This window comes from Oleiphilus sp. HI0125 (assembly GCF_001635355.1).
The window spans coordinates 17,101-41,898 of the sequence record NZ_LWGF01000135.1 but is presented as its reverse complement, the minus strand read 5'-3'; the positions used below and the strand labels follow the sequence as shown (position 1 = coordinate 41,898).

General features: G+C 43.5%; 22 protein-coding genes. 8 read left to right on the top strand and 14 right to left on the bottom strand.

All coding sequences use genetic code 11. From position 1 onward, the window contains the following. Both A3762_RS02430 and A3762_RS02425 read right to left on the bottom strand, forming a co-directional pair. Positions 1-238 (bottom strand): DUF3391 domain-containing protein (locus A3762_RS02430; protein ID WP_156493149.1); only part of this gene is annotated, 238 nt, incomplete at its 3' end. A 101-nt stretch (positions 239-339) separates the two neighbouring features. Beyond that, positions 340-957 carry a hypothetical protein gene (locus A3762_RS02425; protein ID WP_068753951.1) on the bottom strand — a complete coding sequence of 206 codons (618 nt, stop codon included), beginning with the start codon at positions 955-957 and terminating at the stop codon, positions 340-342. A 162-nt stretch (positions 958-1,119) separates the two neighbouring features. On the opposite strand from A3762_RS02425, the gene A3762_RS02420 reads away from it, so the two are divergent. Continuing rightward, positions 1,120-2,136, top strand: a complete 1,017-nt coding sequence (locus tag A3762_RS02420) for a Fe(3+) ABC transporter substrate-binding protein (protein WP_197468953.1) — start codon at positions 1,120-1,122, stop codon at positions 2,134-2,136. A gap of 83 nt (positions 2,137-2,219) precedes the next feature. Continuing rightward, complete coding sequence (locus A3762_RS02415; protein WP_068753949.1) at positions 2,220-3,881, top strand: iron ABC transporter permease; 1,662 nt, start codon at positions 2,220-2,222, stop codon at positions 3,879-3,881. A 66-nt stretch (positions 3,882-3,947) separates the two neighbouring features. Here A3762_RS02415 and A3762_RS02410 read toward each other — a convergent pair whose 3' ends face one another. Together A3762_RS02410 and A3762_RS02405 are read right to left on the bottom strand one after the other, a co-directional pair. Then, positions 3,948-5,621 carry an AMP-binding protein gene (locus A3762_RS02410; RefSeq protein WP_068753947.1) on the bottom strand — a complete coding sequence of 558 codons (1,674 nt, stop codon included), beginning with the start codon at positions 5,619-5,621 and terminating at the stop codon, positions 3,948-3,950. 165 nt (positions 5,622-5,786) lie between these two features. Next, a complete protein-coding gene (locus A3762_RS02405) occupies positions 5,787-7,460 on the bottom strand; it encodes an AMP-binding protein (RefSeq protein ID WP_068753945.1) in 1,674 nt (557 codons plus the stop codon). 238 nt (positions 7,461-7,698) lie between these two features. On the opposite strand from A3762_RS02405, the gene A3762_RS02400 reads away from it, so the two are divergent. Beyond that, the gene (locus A3762_RS02400; protein WP_068476562.1) at positions 7,699-8,091 is read left to right on the top strand and encodes a hypothetical protein; all 393 of its coding nucleotides are present in this window, start codon (positions 7,699-7,701) and stop codon (positions 8,089-8,091) included. Here A3762_RS02400 and A3762_RS02395 read toward each other — a convergent pair. The 3 genes from A3762_RS02395 to A3762_RS02385 all read right to left on the bottom strand — a co-directional run bounded on the left by A3762_RS02395 (position 8,065) and on the right by A3762_RS02385 (position 10,495). Next, the gene (locus tag A3762_RS02395; protein WP_068753942.1) at positions 8,065-8,760 is read right to left on the bottom strand and encodes a hypothetical protein; all 696 of its coding nucleotides are present in this window, start codon (positions 8,758-8,760) and stop codon (positions 8,065-8,067) included. The genes A3762_RS02400 and A3762_RS02395 overlap by 27 nt on opposite strands. A 116-nt stretch (positions 8,761-8,876) precedes the next feature. Beyond that, positions 8,877-9,512 carry a hypothetical protein gene (locus A3762_RS02390; RefSeq protein ID WP_068753941.1) on the bottom strand — a complete coding sequence of 212 codons (636 nt, stop codon included), beginning with the start codon at positions 9,510-9,512 and terminating at the stop codon, positions 8,877-8,879. Positions 9,513-9,772: 260 nt separating this feature from the next. Then, the gene (locus tag A3762_RS02385; RefSeq protein ID WP_068753939.1) at positions 9,773-10,495 is read right to left on the bottom strand and encodes a 1-acyl-sn-glycerol-3-phosphate acyltransferase; all 723 of its coding nucleotides are present in this window, start codon (positions 10,493-10,495) and stop codon (positions 9,773-9,775) included. A gap of 147 nt (positions 10,496-10,642) precedes the next feature. On the opposite strand from A3762_RS02385, the gene A3762_RS02380 reads away from it, so the two are divergent. Continuing rightward, positions 10,643-12,190 carry a lytic transglycosylase F gene (locus tag A3762_RS02380; protein ID WP_156493148.1) on the top strand — a complete coding sequence of 516 codons (1,548 nt, stop codon included), beginning with the start codon at positions 10,643-10,645 and terminating at the stop codon, positions 12,188-12,190. A 365-nt stretch (positions 12,191-12,555) separates the two neighbouring features. Here A3762_RS02380 and A3762_RS02370 read toward each other — a convergent pair whose 3' ends face one another. Both A3762_RS02370 and A3762_RS02365 read right to left on the bottom strand, forming a co-directional pair. Continuing rightward, the gene (locus A3762_RS02370; protein ID WP_231878703.1) at positions 12,556-13,599 is read right to left on the bottom strand and encodes an adenosine deaminase; all 1,044 of its coding nucleotides are present in this window, start codon (positions 13,597-13,599) and stop codon (positions 12,556-12,558) included. Positions 13,600-13,684: 85 nt separating this feature from the next. Continuing rightward, positions 13,685-14,563 carry a DMT family transporter gene (locus A3762_RS02365; RefSeq protein WP_068753935.1) on the bottom strand — a complete coding sequence of 293 codons (879 nt, stop codon included), beginning with the start codon at positions 14,561-14,563 and terminating at the stop codon, positions 13,685-13,687. Positions 14,564-14,624: 61 nt separating this feature from the next. Between A3762_RS02365 and A3762_RS02360 the strand changes: the two genes are divergently transcribed. From A3762_RS02360 to A3762_RS02350, 3 genes are all read left to right on the top strand, one after another. Then, on the top strand, positions 14,625-16,541 hold the full coding sequence (locus tag A3762_RS02360) for a methyl-accepting chemotaxis protein (RefSeq protein WP_068753933.1): 1,917 nt from the start codon (positions 14,625-14,627) through the stop codon (positions 16,539-16,541). Between the two features lie 112 nt (positions 16,542-16,653). Then, positions 16,654-17,634 (top strand): MDR family oxidoreductase, encoded by a 981-nt coding sequence (locus tag A3762_RS02355; RefSeq protein WP_068753931.1) that lies wholly within the window; start codon positions 16,654-16,656, stop codon positions 17,632-17,634. 88 nt (positions 17,635-17,722) lie between these two features. Next, the gene (locus A3762_RS02350; protein WP_068753928.1) at positions 17,723-18,490 is read left to right on the top strand and encodes a polyphosphate kinase 2 family protein; all 768 of its coding nucleotides are present in this window, start codon (positions 17,723-17,725) and stop codon (positions 18,488-18,490) included. Positions 18,491-18,517: 27 nt separating this feature from the next. Here A3762_RS02350 and gnd read toward each other — a convergent pair whose 3' ends face one another. The 4 genes from gnd to A3762_RS02330 all read right to left on the bottom strand — a co-directional run bounded on the left by gnd (position 18,518) and on the right by A3762_RS02330 (position 23,012). After that, positions 18,518-19,966, bottom strand: a complete 1,449-nt coding sequence (gene gnd, locus A3762_RS02345) for a decarboxylating NADP(+)-dependent phosphogluconate dehydrogenase (RefSeq protein WP_068476580.1) — start codon at positions 19,964-19,966, stop codon at positions 18,518-18,520. Positions 19,967-19,975: 9 nt separating this feature from the next. After that, complete coding sequence (pgl, locus tag A3762_RS02340; protein ID WP_068753926.1) at positions 19,976-20,698, bottom strand: 6-phosphogluconolactonase; 723 nt, start codon at positions 20,696-20,698, stop codon at positions 19,976-19,978. A gap of 12 nt (positions 20,699-20,710) precedes the next feature. Next, on the bottom strand, positions 20,711-22,210 hold the full coding sequence (zwf, locus tag A3762_RS02335) for a glucose-6-phosphate dehydrogenase (protein ID WP_068753924.1): 1,500 nt from the start codon (positions 22,208-22,210) through the stop codon (positions 20,711-20,713). Positions 22,211-22,346: 136 nt separating this feature from the next. Next, positions 22,347-23,012: a PEP-CTERM sorting domain-containing protein gene (locus A3762_RS02330; RefSeq protein WP_068753922.1), complete on the bottom strand. Its 666-nt coding sequence runs from the start codon at positions 23,010-23,012 to the stop codon at positions 22,347-22,349. Between the two features lie 246 nt (positions 23,013-23,258). Here A3762_RS02330 and A3762_RS02325 point away from each other — a divergent pair, with 246 nt between their 5' ends. Continuing rightward, the gene (locus A3762_RS02325; protein ID WP_068753920.1) at positions 23,259-23,975 is read left to right on the top strand and encodes a YebC/PmpR family DNA-binding transcriptional regulator; all 717 of its coding nucleotides are present in this window, start codon (positions 23,259-23,261) and stop codon (positions 23,973-23,975) included. Positions 23,976-24,015: 40 nt separating this feature from the next. On the opposite strand, the gene A3762_RS02320 is transcribed toward A3762_RS02325, so the two are convergent. Next, complete coding sequence (locus A3762_RS02320) at positions 24,016-24,798, bottom strand: alpha/beta fold hydrolase (RefSeq protein WP_068476589.1); 783 nt, start codon at positions 24,796-24,798, stop codon at positions 24,016-24,018.

The window sequence follows — 24,798 nt, the reverse complement described above, 5'->3', positions numbered from 1 at the left end:
ATGATGCCTTACTAGGATTAAATGCAGCATGCTCTGCATGAGCATTTTTTACTCGCGTTTTTTTACTATCGATAAAGACGTGGCTACAAAATTGAGCAATCGCTTTTCTATCGTCTTCGGCCCGTATATAAAAACCCTGAAGCGGAAACGGCGTTTCGTGCCACGGACGATCTAGGCCTGCAACAAACATCCCTTCTTGCAGATTCGATACCGCTGTTTTGACACGTTCAACACTCATATCTCGTTCTCTTTACCCGTTAACACGCACAATTCTCGTTATTATGACTCACTCAAAAATTGATACCACTAAAGCCTGTAAGCCTTTGTAACGTATAGTAATTAACGACCCTGCGTTGGGTCACATACCGACGAATGATTCCATAATTGAGGTACGTGCCCATCCTTATCACTACCAGGTACGGTCTTAGTCGCAACCACATAGGGAATACTCGATGGCTTAAGATAATCACGGTTTACCCACTTCCTACCAACCCTTACCTGAGGCTCTTTAGGCTGACAACGCATGATTATCTGGATTTCATCACCTAAATATTTGATCTCCCCAGCTCCTTTCGCGTCGACAACATAAGCACAAGCCTTACCTTTTTCTATGGGTAACGCCCTGTGATCTAGATCTTTGCGCTCAGACCCACAGTAAGCAATCCCTAACTGATCATTAGGAATGCACGCTCTTTGCGCCCGAAAATTAGCATCATAGAAGCGCACAGCGCGCTGCGAGCACTGAGCCTGTAATACGAGAGGAGTTGAATAGCGTTCTCGGGAGTTGAACCCTTGTACGTCAATAGTTTCCCAATGAACACGAAACTGTCTCAACTCGCCTTGCGAGTTCTCTGCCTCAAAAAAACCGTAATGCGTTGTGGTTCTTGACGTTGCACAGCCTTGCAAAAGCAAGCTGAAACCAAGCAGAAAGACCGAGAAAATTTTCAATAAAGTCATTTATATACAAACTTTTTGTAGAACTTGTCTTAAGACTAGCAAGGAATACGCATATTGGCCCAGATCAAGACAAGTTATTTACTTGCATAAAAAGCTTGCTTAATGCATTCTCGATATTAAAATTGAAATCGTTCTCATTATTAACTTCATTAAGGATAAACCATGCGTTTTGGAATTAAGTCACTACTCGCCGCAATGCTATTTACCTCAGTAAGCAGCAGTGCGATTGCATCAGAAGAAGTCAATGTCTACTCATACCGCCAACCATTTTTGGTAGAACCATTATTCAAAGGCTTCACTGAAGAGACAGGAATCAAGGTAAACGTGGTATTTGCCAAGAAAGGTCTAGCAGAGCGCCTTAAGCGTGAGGGTGCTAACTCTCCGGCTGACTTAGTATTCACTGTTGATATTGGCCGCCTAAATGAAGTTGTTGAAATGGATTTAGTTCAGGCTGTTAACTCAGATACTCTTAACAGCAATATTCCTAGCCAATATCGTGATCCAGAAGGACTGTGGTTTGGTCTTACGACTCGTACTCGCTCTATCTACGCATCAAACGAACGTGTAAAAGATGGCGAAATCACAACATATGAAGAGCTTGCCGATGAAAAATGGAAAGGTCGTATTTGTACTCGTAGCGGCAAACATCCATATAATTTAGCGTTGATCGCTTCAATGATCGCTCATCACGGCGAAGCAGAAACGGAAACATGGTTGAAGGGCGTTAAAGCAAACCTTGCTCGCAAACCACAAGGCAATGATCGCGCACAAGTAAAAGCTATTTATGAAGGCGTATGTGACCTTTCACTAGGCAATAACTACTACCTAGGCAAAATGCTGCAAGATGAAGAGCAAACAAAATGGGCAAATGCCGTTAACATTCTGTTCCCTAACTCTGCAGATCGCGGTACTCACGTAAACATCAGCGGCATGGCATTGACAACGAGCGCACCAAACAAAGCAAACGCCATTAAGCTAATGGAATACTTAACAGGCGAAACAGCTCAAACAATGTATGCTGAGCAAAACTTTGAATACCCAGTTAACCCAGCAGTTCAACCAAGTGAACTCGTTGCATCTTGGGGTGAATTCAAAGCAGATCAACTACCTCTTGCTGACATTGCCGGTTTACGCAAAGCTGCTGCAAAGCTAGTAGATAAAGTAGCATTCGATCAATAATGCATCGACTCATAAAGAAAGCGGCCTAGAGCCGCTTTTTTTGTTTATACTAAGTTTCTTTAAGACAACCGAATCATTTCTCTTTGCGCACTAATAGCCCGACATATCCCGTTAAATCTTTTTGGCGATCAGAGCATTACTGGAAGCTCAGTGCTTTTTTAACGACCAGCATCATCTGCCTACCAGTATTGGCCGTTTTGTATTTAGCCGCATTTCCAGACGACAACATTTGGGTTCATTTATCTGAGACAGTACTTCCTGCCTATATTAAAAGCACGCTAATATTAATGCTCGGAGTTGGATGTCTGAGTACCGCTTTAGGCATTGGTGCTGCATGGTTAATAAGCCATTATAGTTTTCCAGGCAAACGTTTTTTCACCTGGGCGTTATTACTCCCTTTTGCGATGCCTGCGTATGTGATTGCTTATGTCTACACTGACTTTCTTGAATATGCTGGCCCTCTCCAATCAATGCTTAGAGAGATATTTGGCTGGCAATCGAGCAGAGACTACTACTTCCCCGAAGTCCGAAGCATGGGGGGCGCCATTATCCTCATGTCACTAACGCTATACCCTTATATCTACATGCTGGCTCGCGCCGCATTTTTGCAACAATCAGTTTCTCTTTACTACGCCGCTAGAAGCCTGGGTTCGAATTCTTTTGGCTTTTTCTTCCGCGTATCATTACCGATTGCGCGACCTGCAATTGTCGTCGGTTTATCTTTGGTTCTGATGGAAACACTGAATGACTTCGGTACCGTTGATTACTTCGCAATTCAAACGCTGACTGCAGGCCTTTATGACACATGGCTGAATATGAGCAATTTAGGCGGTGCAGCTCAAATTGCTACCGTGATGATGTTAGCTGTCGTGTTTTTAATCATGATGGAGAGAAAATCTAGGGACCAACAGCAGTCGTTTTCTAGCAAAACTCAATCACGTCCTCTGCCAACTCAACACCTGACTGGAAAAAAGGCTTTCTTCGCTACTCTACTCGCATCAACACCAATTGTTTTTGGTTTCTTAATTCCGGTCATCATTCTTTCCGACTATTCGATTCATTACTTTGACAAAAGCTGGAACACGCAATTTTTTACCTACGCATTTAATAGTTTTTCTCTGAGCTTTAGCGCCGCATTCATCACTTTAGTCATCGCATGTATTTTGGCTTATACGAAGCGCTTAGATAACTCAAAATTCACCCGCTCTATGACACAAGTATCTAGCCTAGGGTACGCAATTCCAGGTGCCGTTTTGGCAATCGGCGTAATTATTCCGCTCGCGGGCTTTGATAACTGGCTTGATAACATCGCTCGCAGCCATTTCGGATTCAGCACTGGCTTATTATTGAGTGGAAGTATTGCGGCATTACTTTTTGCCTACACTGTGCGCTTCTTAGCCGTCGCAACCGGAGCTATAGATTCAAGCCTTGAGAAAGTTACACCATCGATGGACATGGCCTCTCGATCTCTTGGAAAGAGCAGCCTGACAACGCTAATACGCATTCACTTACCGATCATAAAACCAGGCGCATTAACGGCCATGCTTGTCGTGTTTGTAGATTGTATGAAAGAGCTTCCTGCAACACTGATACTGCGCCCATTCAATTTTGAAACACTGGCAACGCATGTGTATCAATTTGCGTCAGATGAACTGATAGAACAATGCGCATTATCAGCTTTAGTAATTGTTATTGTGGGAATTATTCCTGTGATTTTACTTAGCCGCTCAATCAATCGAACGTAGTACTTATCTGAAATGTTGAGACATAAAAAAAGCGACCCAAGGGTCGCTTTTTTTATCGCTGGGAACTTATTCCCAAACTACTTTAGCTCTACCAGCATACCAACCATCAATTTGATCTTTGTACTGTCCTTCAACAACATCACGCTTGATCTTCATTGTTGGCGTTAAGAAGCCATTCTCAATCGCCCAAAAATCTTTTACAACAACCATGAACTGCAAAGCTTCATGCGGATCAACCGTTGCATTCACCGATGCCATTAGCTCAGTCAAACTCTTCTCTAAGTTTGCACGAAAATCTGGCTCATCGCGTTTTGGCAATGCCTCTTCAGAAAGATGAATCAATGCGTGAGGCTGCGGACACTCAGCACCAGCAACACATACCATTTCAATTTCATCGTGACTGATGATTTTATTTTCAATTGGCGCCGGAGCAACGTACTTACCCTTACTCGTCTTAAAGATCTCTTTGATACGACCAGTAATTTTAAGGCGACCCATGTCATCGATCTCACCTTTGTCACCAGTTAGCAAGAAACCATCTTCGGTGAAGCTTTCTTTGGTTTTCTCATCGTTTTTGTAATAACCCATCATATTTGCAGGGCTGTTCACTTCGATTTCACCAATCTCAGAAATACGCTGCTGAACACCGGGTAAGGGCTCACCAACATAACCAACACGCGAACGGCCAGGTAGTGAAATATGCGAGTAAGCAAAATTCTCTGACATGCCATAGCCTTCAAGCAGCTCAAGGCCAAGACCGCGGTACCACTTGATAATTTCTTCAGACAACGGAGCAGAACCACTACCAGCAAACCGACAATGCTCCAAGCCTAGTCCAGTCAATACTTTCTTCTTCACAATGCCTGACAGAATTGGCACTTTTAATAAACGATTAAGTTTCTTAGGAGGCATTTTCTTGAAAATACCTAGCTGGAACTTAGACCATAAACGCGGCACTGAAACGAATACTGTCGGACGTGCTCGCTGAAGGTCTTGCAAGAAGGTGTCTAACGCTTCTGCAAAATAAAGTTCGAAACCAATGTAGAACGACGACTGCTCAACAACATAACGCTCAAACACGTGCGCAAGTGGCAAGTATGAAAGCATGCGATCTTCAGTGAATAATTTAAGAGCCTGAGATGCACCGGAAGCAGCTACACCCATTGCTCCAAACGACAACATAACGCCTTTAGGACGACCGGTACTACCTGAGGTGTATACAATAGTCGCTAACTCATCTGCTGAACGCTCAACTTCACCCTCAAGAGGAGCTGTTTCAGCAATTAATGAATCCCACGTTGGGTAATCATTTTCTGGGCTTAAAGGATAAGAGATACAAGGCATGTCAGCTGGAACGCCCGGAGCCATATCTTCCCAATCATCGAGCTTACCTACGAATAAAGCTTGCGCTTCACTGTGTTCAAGAATGTAGCTAACCGTGTCAGCATTCAATGTTGGATAAAGAGGAACCGTCACATGACCTGCCATCCAGATTGCTAGATCTGACATGATCCAGTGGGCACAGTTTTTTGAAAGAATCGCGATTTTACTTTTCGGAGGGAAGTTCTGAGCTTTGAGGTAGTTCGCCATACGTCGGGCTTCGTTCATGGCACGTGCCCAAGTATATTCTTGCACTACACCATTACCCATTGGCTGAGTCATATAGACTTTATCAGCTCTTTGTTTTTCCCACTTATAAACAGACTCTAAAGGAAGCGTCACATTCTGAACTGCACTCATAATTATTCGATCGCCTTTTATTCGTATTTTAGAAAACGTGTTTCATTAATTTTTTGACAATATTTTTGAATGATAAAAGGACTGAGTTCAAATTGAAACAACAATTTAAACTCAGTCCCGATAGCGCAAATTAGCCTTGCTTATATAAACCCTAAATTCCTACGGTCAATCCCATAAGACAGATTCTTTCGCTTCAAACCAAGTCTCAACTTTCGGCGCGTAATGTGACTCAATCACATCTCTTTTTATTTTCATCGTTGGTGTTAAGAAATTATTCTCAATCCCCCAGACATCACTCACCACAACAATAAACTGAATTGCCTCATGCTGATCTAAGGTTGCATTAACAAACTTGATTAATCCCTTAAGGCTCTCCGAGGTTTTGTCACGAAATGCTTGATCACCATGCATAGCCTGCAAATGCTCTGGCAAAACAGCCACAGCATATGGTTGAGCACAATCTGCACCCGCAACGCAAACAACTTCAATCGCTTGATCGACCATCAACTTATTTTCGATAGGCGCTGGCGCAACGTATTTACCTTTACTGGTCTTAAAGATTTCTTTAATTCGACCTGTAATCTTTAATCGACCTAACTCATCAATCTCGCCTTTATCTCCCGTCAATAAGAAACCATCTTCGGTGTAGCTTTCTTTGGTTTTCTCATCATCTTTGTAGTAGCCCATCATCGCAGCAGGGCTTTTAATTTCTATCTCACCTTTTTCAGAAATTCGCTGCTGAACCCCAGGCAATGGCTCGCCGACATACCCAACTCTAGCGCGACCAGGCATACTGATATGTGAATAAGCAAAATTCTCCGACATGCCATACCCTTCCATCAATTCCAGTCCTAAGCCTCGGTACCAATTAATAATATCTTCTGACAAAGGAGCTGAGCCACTCACAGCAAAGTGACAATGATCTAAGCCCAAGTTCTTCAATACTTTTTTATTTACAAGAGAAGATATGATCGGAATACTCTGAAGGAACTTCAGTTTTTCAGGTGTCATTTTCTGGAATACACCGAGCTGGAACTTCGCCCATAATCTCGGCACAGAGATAAAGACCGTTGGTCGCGCACGCTTTAAGTCCTGAACAAATGTATCAAGCGCTTCTGCAAAGAAAAGATGAAAACCCACATACAAAGACGCCTGCTCTACGGCATAGCGCTCAAATACGTGCGCCAAAGGCAAATAAGAAAGCATGCGTTCTGAATCTTTCATCTCAAGTGCCTCAGAAACACCTTTCGCTGCCATACTCATAGCCCCAAAAGAAATCATGACACCTTTAGGTTTGCCAGTACTCCCCGAGGTATAAACAATCGTTGCTAACTCATCGGCATCACGAACCGTTTCTTCCATAAGCGGTTTATGGTCGGCAACAATTTGCTCCCAAGTTTGGAAATCATTTGGCGGGCTAAGTGAATAAGATAAACAGGGAAGATCATCTGGAACACCAGCTTTCATCTCATCCCAGTCATCCAATTTACCAACAAAAAGAAGTTTTGAATCACTGTGTTCTAGAATATATCGAACGGTCTCTGCGTTTAATGTCGGATACAGAGGTACAGTGACATGCCCCGCCATCCAAATAGCCAAATCTGACATGATCCAGTGCGCACAGTTTTTCGATAAAATAGCAATCTTGCTTTTGGGAGGGAGGTCTAGAGACTTTAAATAGGAGGCCATTCTTCTCGCCTCACCAACCGCTCGATTCCAAGTGTATTCTTGTACCTGATCCCCGCCCATCGGCTGTGTCAGATATAAGTCATCAGCTTTTGCTTTTTCCCACTTATAGGCGTAAGCGAGTGGCGATAAAAATCCGTTATTTGCTCCCATGAACCCCTCTCTATTTATTATTGGTGGACTTACGAAGAGCAACCATCATAAAAGCAGTGCCACAAAAAAGATATGTTAAATGCAGCCAAGCGACTATTTGCAGTGTGATTGCAAACACAACAAGCAATAATAGAATTTGCTGCGCTCTGAAATCTCGACTATATCACTACGGCGCTTGGTAATTTTGCTAGGCTAATCATCACAATTAAAACGATAACCATAGGCTTAAGGAACTGATATGTCGCCTAATCAGGTCGTATCGAACGAGCATATGGATACCTTGAAGTCGCCATACACATGTATCAAATGTGGCGAAGGTTCTATGATACCAGCCGTTCAAGAAGGTGAGCCGGAGTACACCGAAAACTATCTATGCGTGAAGTGCCATTTCCATGACACGATTCCCGCGCATGGGATACTCATTAGTCAAGCAGCAACGAGTGTCATAGGACTGTTGCTATGCTTCTTTCTATTTTATGACTATGTATTCGCCTCAACGCCAGATTCTGCTAACACTGTCGAACATAGCGCCTTAGGTTTAGTCGTTGGAGCGTTTTGTATTGGCTTTATTTTTGTTCTTTTTAAAGCATGGAAAGGACATTTGCTAAGACAAAGCTACTTGACTCGTTAGCAACCAACCAAGAAGTGACCCTACTAACACCAATGCTAAAACAGGCTTCGTGATAGCAAGCAGCTTGTTACGTACTCGACGCCTAGCTCTTAACTGTGGCAAATCTTTTAGTAATGAACTTGGCTCGTTCAATGGATAATGTATAAAGACCGCACCGTCTAAACATTGATTGTAGTCGCTGCTTCTCGCGATATTTTTGACTGCGCCCTCAACAGAGTTAGGTGATTCAGACAGCATCAGATCCAAAGCATCACCTATCTTAGAAACATTAGGCAATAATAAAGAGTTGCCAAACACCAATATTTCATCAGTATGAAGGTCGCCGATAATTCGCTCAACCTTATGAGAAGATTCCGAAATTAGAGGCAATACGCCCTCATCTCCATGGAGTAAGGCAGCTCCCATCTCGCCGATCCAACACAACTCATAATGGAACGAATCAAAGCGGCATAGAAGAATATTTGCACCATCACGCTGAAATTCGTCAAGTACACCAAGGCCAGCTTTCAAAGTCTCAAAAAGGCTTAAACCACACTCAAGACCATTCTGAATTCGCTCGTTCAGCGCGGATATATCAAAACCAGAATCAACACAAACCCATACACCATAGTCACTTAATTCAAATGAAGAAGACTCAGAAGATCCGAGATGGATATAGGTATTAAGCATGCCGAAAAAACCATTGTATTTTTGCGGCAGAGGTTATCAGTGCACAGAGCAGTTAGATAGAGGAAATACTTACCATGCGATTACATATTTGAGCACATAGTAAAGAAACAATTAAATTAGTGAGAGCTAACCAATTTCGCTTCATCCAGCATAGCCAAGACAACTTTATCCGACATAACTGGATTTGCCATAGAAGGTTCGTCATCTCCTTCAACGAGAATAACCTCTTCATCAAGTTCATTTACCTGTTGCAAGAACTTTGCAGTCATCATGCTTTCAGGAATAGGACGATGAAGAGTAGGAATAGATTCTTCTTTCGGAGGGTTAACTTTATAGCTCGCTAAATCAACCGCTGGAGCGATTGCTTCAACATGATCATTCTCGGCAGCAGAATCTAGAAAATTACTAGTTTCCGATACGTCAGCTGCACGAAAAGCTTTGATCTCATTTTGTGCAGGCTCTACATCGTCAAAAAAACCACCGATGTAATCATCAAGAATTTGCGAAGCTGTTGTATTTGAAGATTCTGAAATGGGTGCAGATTCAGGCTGTGAAGGAGCATTACCTTCTAATGAGCGAGAGAAACGATCAACAATGATTTCTTCCGAATCAATCGATTGCTTGATCGTAACGTGTTCATCGTTCTGCTTTTTCGTTGCAATACGATACTGTCGAGCGACTTGAACACCCAGTAATGCGAGCAAGAGACCACATGAGGCCTCAAGCACGTGAATAAACATGCTGATGAACATACCTTGGCTTTCCCTAGTTGCACTTTCGGAACACATCACCAAACATCAATGTTTTAGGTTGTTCCGCTATATTATTTATAGTTTTTTGAGTATCTGAGGCGTTTAGTAAGCGATATTTAGCCTCAATATCTTTTAGCAACAAGCGCGTTGCAGCGTCTCTTTACAAACTTTTTCTATACAACTTTTTTAAGAAAAAACATTATACGAGTGTGATCGTATCAAACTGTGATTGATTGTCCAAATCGGTCAATTAGCGACCATTAAATTTGAGCTAATTCAGCGTCTAATTTTTCAATTTCTTCTCTAATCTGCGCATGCATCGAGGCGCATAATTGGGGTATATCGTCTTCGGTTTTCCCTGCGGCGTCAACGGCAGGCAATATGTCTATCAAAACCTTTCCTGAACACCATTTATTTAAATCTAAACGCCCCGCATAGGTGCTTGCAGCAATGGGAGTTATCTTACACTGAGCTTGGACTGCGATATGGAAAGCCCCTTTCTTAAACTCTCCTAAGCCCTTTCCTAGGTTTCGCGTTCCTTCAGCAAAGACCCATATTGAGCGACCTTGGTCATTAATTGCTTCACTAACCTGACCTAATGCATCGATTGAGCTTTTTGCATTCCTGCGATCAATGAGAACATTGCCTGCCAGCCAATACAATTGACCAAAAAAAGGAATCCACTTCAATGAACGCTTCCCAATGCTAGCTGTACCGTACGGTACAATGCAGCCAAGCACATAAAGATCAAGATTGGACTGATGATTCGAAACGATGACGCCTGGTTCAAGTTTCTTGAAACGTTCTTCGTTACGCACTTCAACATTAACACCCAAAAGCTTCAAACCACCATAGCTAAATGCTTTTGCCATAATTCGGTTATTATCGAGATTGAATGGACGGCATAGACAAACGAATACACCCAACACCGCAACCACAACAAAATACAGCGAAAACAAAATAATTCGAACCAACTTCAGCATCGTCAAAAACTACCTAACGCAATGTAATACAGAGGCGCACAGTATAGTGTTTGAAACAAAAGTACAGATAATTTTTGTGAGATTTCGCGTCACAAAAAAGATGAGCTACGCTTTACGCAGAAACGAGTAAGCTTTTTAGGTGTTCTCTTGTACATACACAGCTTTATATTCCTTATTCTTATTAGCCTTCATCTGATTGCCCCTTTGTCTTATGCGGACTCTAGCGTCACAAGCGCAGGCGATGTCCAGACACCCGTTGACGCCGAAGAAAAAGCTACTTCAGAGGATACGCCTGAAACCGAAGATTTATATTCAGTCGCGAACGCCGAATTCCGTGATGCACTGAGCGCAGTGCATCACGATGACCTGTTTGAAATTATTGAGCGCGGCTCAATCCGTGTTCTCGTTACCTATAGCAAAACACATTTTTTTCTTGATAAAGCGCGCCAGCACGGTCTCAGTTACGAGATGCTCAATACCTTTGAGCAGTACTTAAATAAGCGTTACAAGAAACGTCGTAAAGGACGCGCATTGTCAGTGATTGCAATCCCCGTAACGCGTGATGAACTCTTTGAAAAATTAGAGTCAGGGCAAGCCGAACTCGCCATTGCCAACTTAACTATTACACCTGAACGCAAGCAATTCGCAGATTTTTCAATCCCTACCATCAAACAAGTTAAAGAAGTCATTGTCGCCAATAAGAGCGCTCCCATTTTAAAAAGCATTGATGACCTCTCTGGAAAAACCGTATTCGTTCGGGAGAGCAGCAGCTTCAATCAACATTTACTCGAACTTAATGAGTCATTTGTCGCGAAAGGAATTCCTCCTGTCATCGTTATTCATGCCGATGAACATTTAGAAGTCGAAGATCTCATAGAGATGGCCAACGCCAACCTCATTCAATACACCGTTGCAGATGACCATATTGCAAATTTGTGGCTAAAAATATTTGACGATGTCACCTCTTATCCGGGACTTGCAATTAATACTGGCGGGAGTATTGCTTGGGCTGTCCGAAAGAATACGCCAAACCTTATTTATGAAGTAAATCGTTTTCTCAAGCGTCACCGAAGCGGAACACTGTTCGGCAATATCGTAAAAAATAGGTACTTAGAAAACCCTTACTGGGCCAAGAAGGCTCTTACAGAGGACAGCAGAGAGAAGTTTGAAACGGTGGTAGGTATTTTTGAAAAATATGCCGACTTGTATGATTTCAATCATCTCATGTTACTCGCTCAAGGCTATCAAGAGTCAACACTAGATCATTCGAAGAAAAGCCCTGTTGGCGCCATTGGTATTATGCAATTGATGCCCAAAACCGGTTCATCAATGAAAGTGGGAGACATAAAAGAACTAGAGAATAATGTGCACGCTGGAGTGAAGTATTTAAGAAAGATTATCAATCACTACTTCAACGACCCCAAAATTTCAGACGCCAATAAGGTACTGTTCGCATTTGCTGCTTACAACGCTGGACCAACAAGAATTCATCGATTGAGAAGAACAACAAAAAAACTTGGTTTAGACCCAAACAAATGGTTTGGTAACGTAGAGCATGCCGTTGCTAGACATGTAGGCAGAGAAACGGTGAGTTACGTCGCCAACATTTCAAAATACTTTATCGCTTATCAATTGATTGAGGAACAGCAGAAAATTAGAGATGCAGTTAAAGAAAGTAGCAACGACACCTTCTAAATACTGGATTACAGAGAAGCACCATCAAATACAGTAATCTCTAACGCGCGAGCATCGACATCATCTAAGCAGACTACATTGACTCTAAATTGACCAGGCTCCCTGCGCGTTTCATGAAAAGTGTAAATACCGCATTTATTACAGAAAAAATGTTCTGCCACCTCAGTACCAAAATGGTAGCTACTTAAACACTCGTTTCAATAGACAGATCATTTGCAGCAATCGCGAGGGGCATCATGACAGCCCCTTTGCGCCGACAGATTGAACAAATACATAGCAAACCGCTCTCGATTTCAGGTCCATCAAAGTTAAACTTGACCGGACCACAGTGGCAACTTCCTTGATGCTTCATCTTATATTTTCCTCTATGCGATAACTTTCTTAAGCTTTTCTAGATAATTATTTTCCAAGTCTCCAGATATAAAACTACTTCGAATGCTATTTTCAGCAAGACGCGCGGCTTGAGCTCGCGTCATCGCTAAATCATTTGCCATGAATTGAAAGTTATCTAACAAGTATCCTCCAAAGAATGACGGGTCATCTGCGTTAACAGTCGCCATCAACCCCCGATCGAGCATTTGAAGGATTATGTGATCAGCCATCTTCTCAAACACTTTCAAACGCACATTGCTTTGCGGACAAACCGTCAGAGGAATACCCTCTTCCACTAGCCGTTCAACAAGCGCTTCGTCTTCCAAACACCGAACGCCGTGATCAATACGATCAACTTTGAGTGAATCTAAAGCCTCATATATATATGACGGCGGTCCCTCTTCACCAGCATGAGCGACAGCCTTCAGCCCAAGGTCTCTAGCCTGTGCAAAAACACGCTCAAACTTAGAAGGAGGATGCCCAACTTCCGATGAATCAAGCCCTACTCCGAGAATATGATGCAAATATGGCTTGGCTTGCTCAAAGCATTCGAATGCATCCTGCTCACTGAGATGCCTCAAAAAGCACAAAATCAATCCGCTCGTTATGCCAAGTTGTGTTGCCGCGTCGCTCAGTGCCCGCGTTATTCCATCAAACACCACACCTATATCGATCCCACGTTCGGTGTGCGTTTGAGGATCAAAAAACAACTCCGTATGCACAACACCTTGCTCGTGACAGGTAAGTAAGTAAGCCCAAGTCAGATCATAAAAATCTTGTTCGTTTAATAAAACTCCCGCACTTTGATAATAGATATCTAGAAACGTTTGAAGGTTCGTAAACTGATACGCTTCACGAACCTCTTCCACAGAATTGTATGGCAGAGCCACAGCATTACGTTCAGCGAGTTTGAACATAAGTTCTGGCTCAAGAGAACCTTCAATATGCAGATGCAATTCCGCCTTCGGCAATGCGCGTAAAAAGGCCGTATCCGCTACTTCCTCAGGTCTCGAAGTAGTCTTCCAAATATCTCTCAACTTACTCACCAAATTTCGATTTCATTAAAAATATGCATCTCATTTTGCCATCAAGGCTATCGAATGCAAACGCACTACAAATCCTTTAACTAACCTTGGTCTTATGCATCACATTTAACAATGCACCGAGCATAATCAAAACAACCCCGACTACTGCAAGTATGCTCGGCACTTCAGCAAAAAACATCCAACCAAAAATAACGGAAAAAACAACCTGCACATAAGAAAATGCTGTTGCCCTCGCAGCAGTTTCTGTTTTCATCGCTTTTGTCAAGCCCTCTTGACCGATCTGAGTAAATATCCCCACGGCCAATAAAACAAAATACGTTGTCCAAGACTCTGGCACCACAAAGTCGTTCCCTAATACAACAAGAGAAAACGGTAAAGCGATTAAGGGGAAATAAAAAATAATGACGGAGCTGTCTTCAAGGTGACTAAGTTTTCGCACCAGCACATAAGCAATGGCACTGCCGAATGCTCCAATCAAGGCAAAAATAACGCCTAGTTGATCGAGTTGAGTAAGACTACCTCCATGCACCCAACTTGGCTCAACAACCAAAATTAAGCCGACAAGACTCAAAACGATGCTCCCCAACAAAGACGCATGAAAACGCTCGGCTAAAAAAAACAAAGCTAGTACTGCGACGAAAACAGGGTGTAAATATTGAAGCATCGTGGCTTCGGCAAGAGGAAGACGAGTCAATGCACTGTATACAGCAAGCAAGGCCACTGCACCAACAAAACCTCGCGCAAACAATAGACCTCGATGACTCCCTAAAACAGACAAGCCTTTTCGCTTGGCAAAAAAGTAGCTAAGGAGCAGAGACACCAGCGCTCGCGCTGCCACAATTTGTAGCACTGGAATACCATCCTCGAATGCCAGCTTTACACAAACAGCCATCAACGAGAACCCCACAGCGCTCAGAAGCATATAGCGCAATCCGATAGAAAAATTCATATGCATCTAGCTCTCTCAATTTTGAAATGCATCTATACTTTCTGTTGAACAATATGAGGAACAAAAAATGTTCAGCTGGAAACAACTTAATATAAAAAACAAGCTCATACTTATCATGAGCTCAGCGCTTATTATTTCGATGGCAATATCTATGCTCATCACCAACTATTTGGTGAGCTCTAGTACTACAAAGCGCGTCGGAGAAACTGAAATCCCCGCCATATTATCTAGTTTATCGAACGAGCTTGAGCTTCAAATTGCCCTGCCGCTGAATACAGCAAAAAATATGGCCAGTAATGCCTATATTAATGACTGGATAAAACAAGGCGAAAGCGCTGATGGCCAACCTGATCTGGCAAACTATTTAGCGCAAATCCAAGCCAGCACAGGCGCTAAATTTAGCTTCTTAGTCTCAGCGGAATCTGAAAACTATTACACTGGCGGAGGTATTCTACGATCCGTTAGTCGCGCAAACGATGGCTGGCTTTATAGCTTCCTAGACTCTCCAAACACTTTCAGCCTAGATTTAGACCAAGATACTACCACAGGAATCTTCACCCTGTTCGTCAACTATCGTGTTCAGTCTGGCAAGGCGGTGACGGGCGTCGGTATTACTGTTGAGGAATTATCGAAGCTGATTCAAAACTATTCAATCGGCGAAAATGGGTTTGTATATTTAGTCGATGGAGAGGGCCAAGTTCGTGTTCATCCTGAGACATCGCTTGCCGGTAGTGCGAACCTAAGCACGCAAGAACAGACAAAGAACTTCTCAGAATCTCTCCTAAACAAGGAAGGGCGAATCATCCTTGAAACCGGTTCTGATACGATTCTCGCTTCACGTTATATTCCGAGTTTAGACTGGTACATTATTGCCGAAATCCCAAGCAGTGAAGTGTATGCAGCCATCAGTAACACAACCAACGCTATGATCATTTTGAATGTAATTCTGATCGCGATCATCGTCGCGATCATCGCCCTGATCGCAAATTCATTGAGTAAACCTATTAGAACCACCGCTGAGGTACTTGCCTCCATCGCCGACGGTGATGCAGATCTTACGCAACGTCTTGAGAGTAATCGCAGCGACGAACTCGGCCAGCTCGCGCAGTCTTTTAATCAATTCATGGACAAGATGGCTTCCCTCGTTGAACAAATATCTCAAACGTCATCCACCGTTAATCAGGTTGCCATAGATGTGTCGAATTCTGCCCGTCAAACCGAACAAGGCTCGAGCGAGCAATTACAGAGCGTGAACATGGTTGCCACTGCCATTACCGAAATGGGAGCAACGGTAAAAGAGATCGCTCAAAACGCCACACACACAGCAGATGCCAGCAGCAATTCAGCAAATGAAGCAAACCAAAGCCAATCTGCAGTGAGCCAAACAGTCAGCGAAATTCAAAGCTTGGATGGAGAGCTAGCAGATGCATCCAATGTTATTTCAGAGTTAGCGGAAGACATACATAAAATCAGTTCTACGCTTGAAGTCATTGCGGGCATTTCAGAGCAAACTAATTTACTTGCTCTTAACGCGGCAATAGAAGCAGCTCGAGCAGGTGAACAAGGTCGTGGTTTTGCTGTCGTTGCAGATGAAGTACGAATGCTTGCAAAACGCACGCAAGAATCGACCGAAGAGATTAATGAGATGATCTCTCGACTTGAACAGGGCTCGAGCAATGCTGTTCAGGCAATGGAAGCGGGCAAACAACGCTGCGAACTGGTTGTTACCGGCTCTCAAGAGATCAATGCATCTCTTGAATCGATTCGCACAGCCATCCAAAGCATTTCTGACATGTCCTTCCAAGTTGCAACGGCAACGGAACAACAGTCGAGTGTTGTAGAGGATTTAAACCAGCATATTGTTGCCATCAACGATATGGCAAACCAAACCAACTCTCGTTCAAAAGAGAATGCGATGTCATGCGAAAACCTCTCTTCGCAGTCACAAACACTCGCTCATCTAGTGGGCAACTTTAAGTTCTAAACCACAAAGGCAGGTTCGCCCTGCCTTTAGCTTCCGCAAGTAACTCAATAAAGATAATGTTACGATTAGCGTCGGTTTAAATCCCCATACTCGAATTCAATAAGGTGCTTTGATGTTCTCTACATTGATGCTTTATCAAGAAAGCAAAACAACCGTTGCACACGTAGCGCAAATAGACGAAAGCCAACTGCCTGACGGCGACACACTTGTCGCGGTCGATTATTCATCTATCAATTACAAAGATGGCCTAGCCATTACTGGCAAAGGAAGAATCATTCGCGACTTCCCAATGATTCCGGGTATCGATTTCGCAGGCAGAATTATCGAAACATCAAGCGATGCCTACAACGTTGGAGATTCAGTTGTACTAACCGGCTGGGGTGTAGGTGAAACTCGGGGCGGCGGCTTGGCTGAAAAAGCACGTTTAGATGCAAACCTCCTTGTCCCCTTACCTGAGGGCTTAAGCGCATCTCAAAGTATGATTATTGGTACTGCGGGATTAACTGCAATGCTCTGCGTTGATGCTCTGATAGAGGGTGGCATCAAACCTGAGTCAGGAAAAATCTTAGTCACAGGAGCAAGCGGTGGAGTCGGCTCAACTGCCATCACTCTACTTCATGCTCTTGGATACGAGGTCACTGCATGCAGTGGTCGAATAGCGCAAAACACTGCTCACCTGACGCAATTAGGTGCCACTGAACTAATTGAACGATCTGAATTGGAAGAAGCCGCAAAACCTTTAGAAAAGCAACGTTGGGCAGGTGTCATTGATACCGTTGGAGACAAGGTACTAGCTAAAGCGATTGCTCAAACACATTACAATGGCGTGGTCGCTTGTTGTGGTCTTGCCGGAGGTTTTGGACTCCCTACAACGGTGATGCCTTTCATTTTACGAAATGTGCGACTTCAGGGTATTGATTCAGTTATGTGCCCTATCGAAAAGCGAACGACTGCTTGGAAACAACTCACCGAACTTTTACCACAAAGTTTCTACGAGCAAGCGAGTGAGACAATTGAACTTAAACAAGTGCCAGAATATGCCGATCGTATCACTAAGGGTGATGTTACAGGTCGTGTAATCGTCAAGCTTTAGCGCTTTGTTCTAAATTGTAATCGTTGCAGAAGTCCCAAAAAAAGATGCCATACTTAACGCGACATCAATAGCGTGAAACAGGCTCGCAATGAAACTTCAAAAACTTGAACATCCGAAGCTGGATAAGAAAGAGTACGAGAAGGAACTAGAGAAGCTGCAGCTACAGTTAATGACGCTGCAGCATGACTTATACAATCAAAATATGCGCTGCGTGGTTGTAGTTGAAGGTATTGATGCCGCTGGCAAAGGCGGCATGATTCGCCGTATGACCGAGTTTATGGACCCTAGAGGAGTTCGTGTTCATCCAATTGGGGCACCAAGTATTGATGAGCTAGAAGAACATTACATGCAGCGCTTCTGGCGTTTACTTCCAAAGCGTGGGGAAGTTTCAATTTTTGACCGATCTTGGTACGGACGCGTTCTCGTCGAACGTGTTGACAACCTCACCCCCCACAAAAGATGGCAACGCGCATACAAAGAAATTTCTCAGTTTGAAAAACTGCTTATCAATGACGGCGTCATTGTCATTAAGTTGTTTTTGAGCATCTCAAAAGACGAGCAACTCAAACGTTTCAAAGAGCGCATAGAAAACCCTAAGAAGCGCTGGAAAATCACAAGTGAAGATATATTAAATCGACAAAACTGGGACAGTTACCAACAAGCATTTGAGGACATGCTGGATAAAACTGATGGCAAGAAAAACCCTTGGCATATAGTAGCGGCAAACAACAAACGATATGCCCGCATCAACGCGATGAAACATTTCGCCAAACGATTAAATGCCCATATCGACACGGAACAAGTTGAATTACTGAAACCTGAAGTAGAAAAATTGGCGACTAAATATCTGCCTTAACGATTGAAATTCTTATCAACCAATACGCTACACATCATAACTCGACGACGAAGTATCTCCACCTCGCCCAGTCCAATCAGTGTGATAGTACTGTTGAGTTTCATCACCGTCTAACTGATAGGTATGCGCCCCGAAGTAATCTCGCTGCGCTTGGATCAAATTTGCAGGTAGTTTTTCGCGACTATAAGCCTCAATAAAACTTAGCGCTGAGCCAATACATGGCACCGGTACTCCGCTCTCAACCGACTTGGCCACTAGCTTTCGCCACGCAGGTAAACAATCTTGCAAGATCTCATTAAAGTAAGGAGCTAAGCCTAGAAAATCGAGCTGACCATCAGAGGCGAAAGCATCACGAATTTGTTCTAAAAATACACTACGAATAATACAGCCTTCGCGCCACATCAATGCGACATTGCCATAGTTAAGTTCCCAGCCATGCTCGTCTGACGCTGCTTTCATCAGCATAAAACCTTGAGCATATGAGATAATCTTTGATGCCAACAAAGCCTTACGCGCTATCTCTATCCACTCATCTTTGTTATCAGGAATTTCAACACTAGGTTTAGAGAAATGCTTAGATGCAATTGTGCGCTGATCTTTCAAAGCAGAAATACAACGTGCAAAAACCGACTCGCTGATTAAGGTCAACGGAACACCTAAATCTAGTGCGTTGATTCCAGTCCATTTACCCGTCCCTTTTTGACCAGCCTTATCGAGAATACGATCAAGCAAATGATTACCTTGCTCGTCTTTGAACGCCAAAATATCGCGACTGATTTCAACTAAGTAGCTGTCTAATTCTGTCTCATTCCACCGTCCTAAAACGGCAGAAATCTCGTCATTATTAAGCCCTAGAACTATGCGCAAGAAATCATAAGACTCAGCAATTAATTGCATGTCGCCATATTCAATGCCGTTATGCACCATTTTTACAAAATGTCCGGCACCACCTTGTCCGACCCAATCACAACACGGCTCACCACTTCTGGTTTTGGCAGCAATCGATTGCAGTATCGGTTTAAGGTGAGGCCATGCTTCCTGACTTCCACCTGGCATAATCGACGGTCCATGACGAGCCCCCTCCTCACCACCAGAAACGCCTGCGCCCAAAAATAAAATGCCTTGTTCTGAGAGTTCTTTCAGTCTTCGAGAGCTATCTTCGAAATTAGAATTCCCACCATCAATGATGATGTCACCCTGCTCCAGATGAGGGATTAGTTGCGCAATAACGTCGTCAACAACTTGCCCCGCTCTAACCATCAGCATGATCTTGCGAGGAGTGCTTAAAGCATTCACTAGCTCTTCGATAGAGTGAGCGCCTTTGATGTTTGTTCCTTTTGCTGCGCCTGATAAAAACGCGCTGACTTTGTCTTTGCTGCGGTTATACGCCACCACTTCAAAGCCATGATTATCCATATTTAGAATGAGGTTTTGCCCCATTACTGCTAAGCCAATTACACCAATGTCTGCACTCATATCAGCCTCTTAATCGTTGACCAGTAAACTTGCCGCCGCTTCATCGAGCAACCATTGCGTCTCACCATCAAAGGCAAAAATATTCGCTGCTGGATATTGCTCAGATTCTTCTTCGTCACCAAACACATCTCGCACGATTTCTGCTTTGTTTGCCCCGGTCACGACAAAGGCAATGGATCGAGCATTGCATAAAGTCTCGGCCGACAATGACAAGCGCACCTCTCCTGTTTCGGGATGTGTTGCTGCAACCCAATTACTCTGTGCTTCGTAATCTACCTGCCCTGGAAATAGAGATGCAGTATGACCATCTTCACCTAAACCCAGTAACACCCAATCAAAACATGGGCGACCTTCATGCTTATCAAGCTTGGAAACAATCTCCTCTTCCGCATGCACTTGCTCTATCGATAATTCATTTGCACCATTTATTGGATGGAGGTTTTCTTCTGGGATTGGAACGTGTTGGAACAGTGTACGATAAGCTTCACCAAAATTACTTTGGGCACTTTCTTTTTCAACCATACGCTCATCGCCCCACCAAAAGTGCAAGTTATCCCAGCAAATTGCACTATTAAAAGGCTCCATCGCCAACAACGCGTACAGCGCTTTCGGCGTGCTGCCCCCTGACAAAGCAATATGGCAGGGCTTACTTCGCAAGCTATATGCCATCAATTGCTCAGCAAGGTGTTCTAGTAATTCATCTACCTCGTTGTAGACCTTAATCTCAAACATCGATATTGGTTCTCACAGTTCACAGTAATCAGTATCAGTTAAATTCCTGCAAGGATAACGCCACTCAAAGCCGTCTCTTGCCATCAAATCGAACGCTTCTTTTGGCCCCCAAGTACCCGAAGCATATCCGTATAACGCGGGCGACAATGATTTATATTGCAGTATGGGCTCGACATACTTCCAACACGCGCGAACAGCATCACTGCGTGCAAATAAAGTGGAATCGCCATTTAGCGCATCTAACAATAAACGTTCATAAGCGCTCAACAGCTTGGTTTCACCCAAATCTTGATAATGAAAATCCATAGCGACTTCCTCTGCTTCAAAGCCAGCTCCAGGCCGCTTCAAACCAAACTTCATCACAATCCCTTCATCAGGTTGAATCCTTATGACCAGCTTATTTTTGGGGGCTTTATCCGTGAACACAGGGTGAGGGCTAGGTTTGAAATGAATCACTACCTCTGTTACACGAGTTGGCAAACGTTTACCTGATCGAATAAAAAATGGCACGCCATTCCAACGGGAATTATTGATATGCAACTTTAAAGCAACGAAGGTTTCGGTGCGAGAATCTTGAGCAACGCCTTCTTCTTGTCGGTATCCCAACAGCGCATTTCCTCGGACTTTCGATTCGGTATATTGTCCTAAGACCAAATTATTCTCCAAATCGTCAGAACTTAATGGATGCAAACTTTGCAACAACTTAGCCACTTCATCACGCACAGCATCGCCATTAATCGCCATCGGCGGCTCCATAGCAACCATTGCCAATACCTGCAGCAAATGATTTTGGAACATATCTCGTAAAGCGCCTGCATTTTCGTAATATCCGCCGCGTCCCTCCACACCAAGAGATTCTGCTCCAGTTATTTCGACGTATTCCACATAATGGCGCCCCCAGAGAGGTTCAAACATGCCATTCGCAAAACGAAACACTAGTAAGTTTTGTACGGTTTCTTTTCCTAGGTAATGATCAATGCGATAGATCTGCTCTTCATCAAAATAATGATGTAACGAGGCATCTAATTCTTCTGCTGAACGCAAGTCGTATCCTATTGGCTTTTCGACTACCAAGCGTTTATAGCCAGATTCTGCCTGCGTCATTCCATGTTGCGAAAGATGTTCAGGAATCACCTGAAATAAGCTAGGAGGTGTCGCCAGGTAATAAAGAACATTGTTCGAAGTATTATGCTCAGTAGCGAGATGACTGAGCCTTTGCTTAAGAGATGGATAAGCACTCTCGCTTGCGGGGTCCATTGCGTGATAATAAACCCGCTCCAAAAACTCGATAACGACTGAGTGATCAATCTCAGTTTCTTGCTCAATAAAAGCAAGCAAACGTTCTCTGTAGCGTTGATCATCGTAATCTGAACGACTAACGCCCAGAACATAGAGGTCTTCTGGTAGGTATTTAGCTTGAAATAAATGCAGTAAGGCGGGAATCAGTTTTCGTGCGGCTAAGTCTCCTGAGGCGCCAAAAATGACCAAGCAACTATTTTCCGTGACACGCAAGGAGCTCTCCTTATCTCATAGTCAACCAGCGATGGTGCTTAGCTCACTCTAGTACTGTGCAAATCGATACACAAGCATCAAAAACAACATGCACAAAAAAACCGGCATTAAGCCGGTTTTTTTCAATCATTCGCTATTACGAGCGTATACGCTTACGAGCACCAACTAAGGCCAGCACACCTAGCCCCATTAAGGCCAATGTACCTGGCTCAGAAACTTCAGTGACATTGATCGCTGCTAGTGCGAAATCGGTATTGCCCGGACTGATTTCATCGCCTGAATTTGCATCTGCAAAAAACTCCAACATGGTTACACCGCTGAAAAAGTTATCGCCGCTTGTTTGGAACCAACCAACTGTATTTCGAGTTTGATCACCCTCAAAGCCAAACACAGAATTTTCATCACCGTTAACTCGAACTTTGGCAAGCTCTGGTGTATTCAGGTTAGGTCCTTCGATAAATAAGTCTAAAAATGCAATCCAATCAACATCAACTGACTGGCTGAATTCAACTTTGATATACTCGTTCCCAAAGGAAATTTCGTCATCACGAACACCTAAGCCGTCAGTTTGGCACATCAACCCAGTCAAAGCAGTCGAACATGCTTTGCCTTCGGTTTTATTTGTAAATGCACCAGGATGCGAAGTGATTGTAACTTCGAGACCGCTATCATATGTGTGAGAGGCAGTTTTTTCTCCATTACTCGCCCAATGATCATCGTTCGTAAAATCGATCAATGTCGCGTTAGCCGTTGAAGCAACTAAGAGCGCAGCAGCAGCGAATGCCTTTTTTAACGTTTTCATTATTTTTCCCTTATTACTACACACTATAAAGAACAATAGCTATAAACAAGCATGATTGAGGCCAACTAATATTTTTGTGATGTTTTTCATGCATTAAAGAAAAAGTGGAAAAGACCAGGAAATCAAAGATGTAAATTATTTCGACACTTAGAATGAAGTTTGCGAATTTGTGGACGAGAAATTTAGTTTCGGTTCAAATCGCTGTAGAATAAGCCCGCTTTTAGATCAACGTTAAGGAATCTGGTAATGGGTAGAGCCTTTCAAAACCGCAAAGAGTCAATGGCGAAAACTGCTGCAGCCAAAACAAAGGTTTACAGTAAATATGGTCGTGAGATTTATGTTGTCGCAAAAGCGGGCGGCATCGACCCCGATGGAAATCTTGCGCTTCGTAGCTTAATTGATCGCGCAAAGAAAGATCAGGTTCCAACGCATGTTATTGATAAAGCTATCGACAAAGCAAAAGGCGGTGGTGGTGAAGACTACTCTCCAGCACGCTACGAAGGATTTGGTCCAGGCAATTGCATGGTCATTGTTGAATGCTTAACTGACAATCCAAATCGCACCTTTGGCGATGTTCGCCAATGCTTCACCAAAACGAAAGCGAAAATTGGTACACAAGGCGCCGTTAACCATATGTTTGACCATAGCGCCATTCTTGTGTTTTCTGGAGACGATGAAGATGCAGTATTAGAAGCCCTCATGGAAGCAGATGTGGACGTAAATGACGTCGAGGCAGAAGACGGGAAAATTACCGTATTTGCACCACACACAGAGTCTTTCAAAGCAAAACAAGCGCTCATTGACGCACTAGGCGAAATTGAATTCGACGTTGATGAAATTCAATTTGTACCTCAAACGACCACACCAGTAAGCGGTGATGATGTTGAAATGTTTGAGAAGTTCTTAGATATGCTTAACGACTTAGATGACGTACAAAACGTCTACCACAACGCTGAGCTTTAATGCTTAAATTAATAAACTCAACGGCAGAGTGCTCCAAATTTTAACGCAATACTGCCGCTAGCTCTTCGGGTGCCTCCAAAGGCACCCAGTGCCCCGCTTCCGGCAATATGTTTTTCGTATGCGCGTGCATCATATCTGCCATGTAACTCGGAACATATTTATCTTTCTGCCCCCAAACAGCCTCAATATTGCATCGAGCAGATAAGCGCTCAAGGTCATTTTGAAACACCAAAAACTTGCGTGGATCGGCAGAGCGATACAATTTCAAAATGGTCGATCTAGTCTTCCATTGTGACAGTTTATGGGAGTAAGTGTGATCTATCTGCTCTGTCGTTAGCAACGCTCCTCCGCGCTTCATTTCCCATCGAAAAACGTGCTTGTTCGCCAGTAGCATGGATAACTCTCCGAGTATTGGCGTTTGCCAAACTCTCGCCCAAGGGTGCCACTTATACAGATGACTAAAAGGGAAAGATCCACCAACAACACGTTTCACTTTCTCGGGAAACTGACACGCGAAAGACAAGGCAAAAATCCCGCCCCAGTCATGTGCGACAAGCGTGAATGGCGTAGGAATTTCCAAGGTCTCAACAAGCTGATTTACATACTGCCCATACGCTTTCAACTCGAAACGATAATCCTGAGGAATTTCAGAGCGATAAAAACCGGGAAGATCCGTTAAATAACATCGATAGTCAGACGACACCTCTTTTAGAAGAGGCCGCCATAGTTCCGCTGAATCGGGAACTCCATGCAAAAATAAAGCAGGCTCTCCCTCACCTACCACATCGACATAAATCGGAGCATTGCCAACTTCAACAAACAT

Bases quoted from the DNA above. Each gene is read 5' to 3' on its own strand.
- A3762_RS02425 (WP_068753951.1), bottom strand. From the start codon at position 957: ATGACTTTATTGAAAATTTTCTCGGTCTTTCTGCTTGGTTTCAGCTTG.
- A3762_RS02420 (WP_197468953.1), top strand. From the start codon at position 1,120: ATGCGTTTTGGAATTAAGTCACTACTCGCCGCAATGCTATTTACCTCA.
- A3762_RS02410 (WP_068753947.1), bottom strand. From the start codon at position 5,621: ATGAGTGCAGTTCAGAATGTGACGCTTCCTTTAGAGTCTGTTTATAAG.
- A3762_RS02405 (WP_068753945.1), bottom strand. From the start codon at position 7,460: ATGGGAGCAAATAACGGATTTTTATCGCCACTCGCTTACGCCTATAAG.
- A3762_RS02400 (WP_068476562.1), top strand. From the start codon at position 7,699: ATGTCGCCTAATCAGGTCGTATCGAACGAGCATATGGATACCTTGAAG.
- A3762_RS02395 (WP_068753942.1), bottom strand. From the start codon at position 8,760: ATGCTTAATACCTATATCCATCTCGGATCTTCTGAGTCTTCTTCATTT.
- A3762_RS02390 (WP_068753941.1), bottom strand. From the start codon at position 9,512: ATGTTCATCAGCATGTTTATTCACGTGCTTGAGGCCTCATGTGGTCTC.
- A3762_RS02385 (WP_068753939.1), bottom strand. From the start codon at position 10,495: ATGCTGAAGTTGGTTCGAATTATTTTGTTTTCGCTGTATTTTGTTGTG.
- A3762_RS02365 (WP_068753935.1), bottom strand. From the start codon at position 14,563: ATGCATATGAATTTTTCTATCGGATTGCGCTATATGCTTCTGAGCGCT.
- A3762_RS02360 (WP_068753933.1), top strand. From the start codon at position 14,625: ATGTTCAGCTGGAAACAACTTAATATAAAAAACAAGCTCATACTTATC.
- A3762_RS02355 (WP_068753931.1), top strand. From the start codon at position 16,654: ATGTTCTCTACATTGATGCTTTATCAAGAAAGCAAAACAACCGTTGCA.
- A3762_RS02350 (WP_068753928.1), top strand. From the start codon at position 17,723: ATGAAACTTCAAAAACTTGAACATCCGAAGCTGGATAAGAAAGAGTAC.
- gnd (WP_068476580.1), bottom strand. From the start codon at position 19,966: ATGAGTGCAGACATTGGTGTAATTGGCTTAGCAGTAATGGGGCAAAAC.
- pgl (WP_068753926.1), bottom strand. From the start codon at position 20,698: ATGTTTGAGATTAAGGTCTACAACGAGGTAGATGAATTACTAGAACAC.
- A3762_RS02330 (WP_068753922.1), bottom strand. From the start codon at position 23,012: ATGAAAACGTTAAAAAAGGCATTCGCTGCTGCTGCGCTCTTAGTTGCT.
- A3762_RS02325 (WP_068753920.1), top strand. From the start codon at position 23,259: ATGGGTAGAGCCTTTCAAAACCGCAAAGAGTCAATGGCGAAAACTGCT.
- A3762_RS02320 (WP_068476589.1), bottom strand. From the start codon at position 24,798: ATGTTTGTTGAAGTTGGCAATGCTCCGATTTATGTCGATGTGGTAGGT.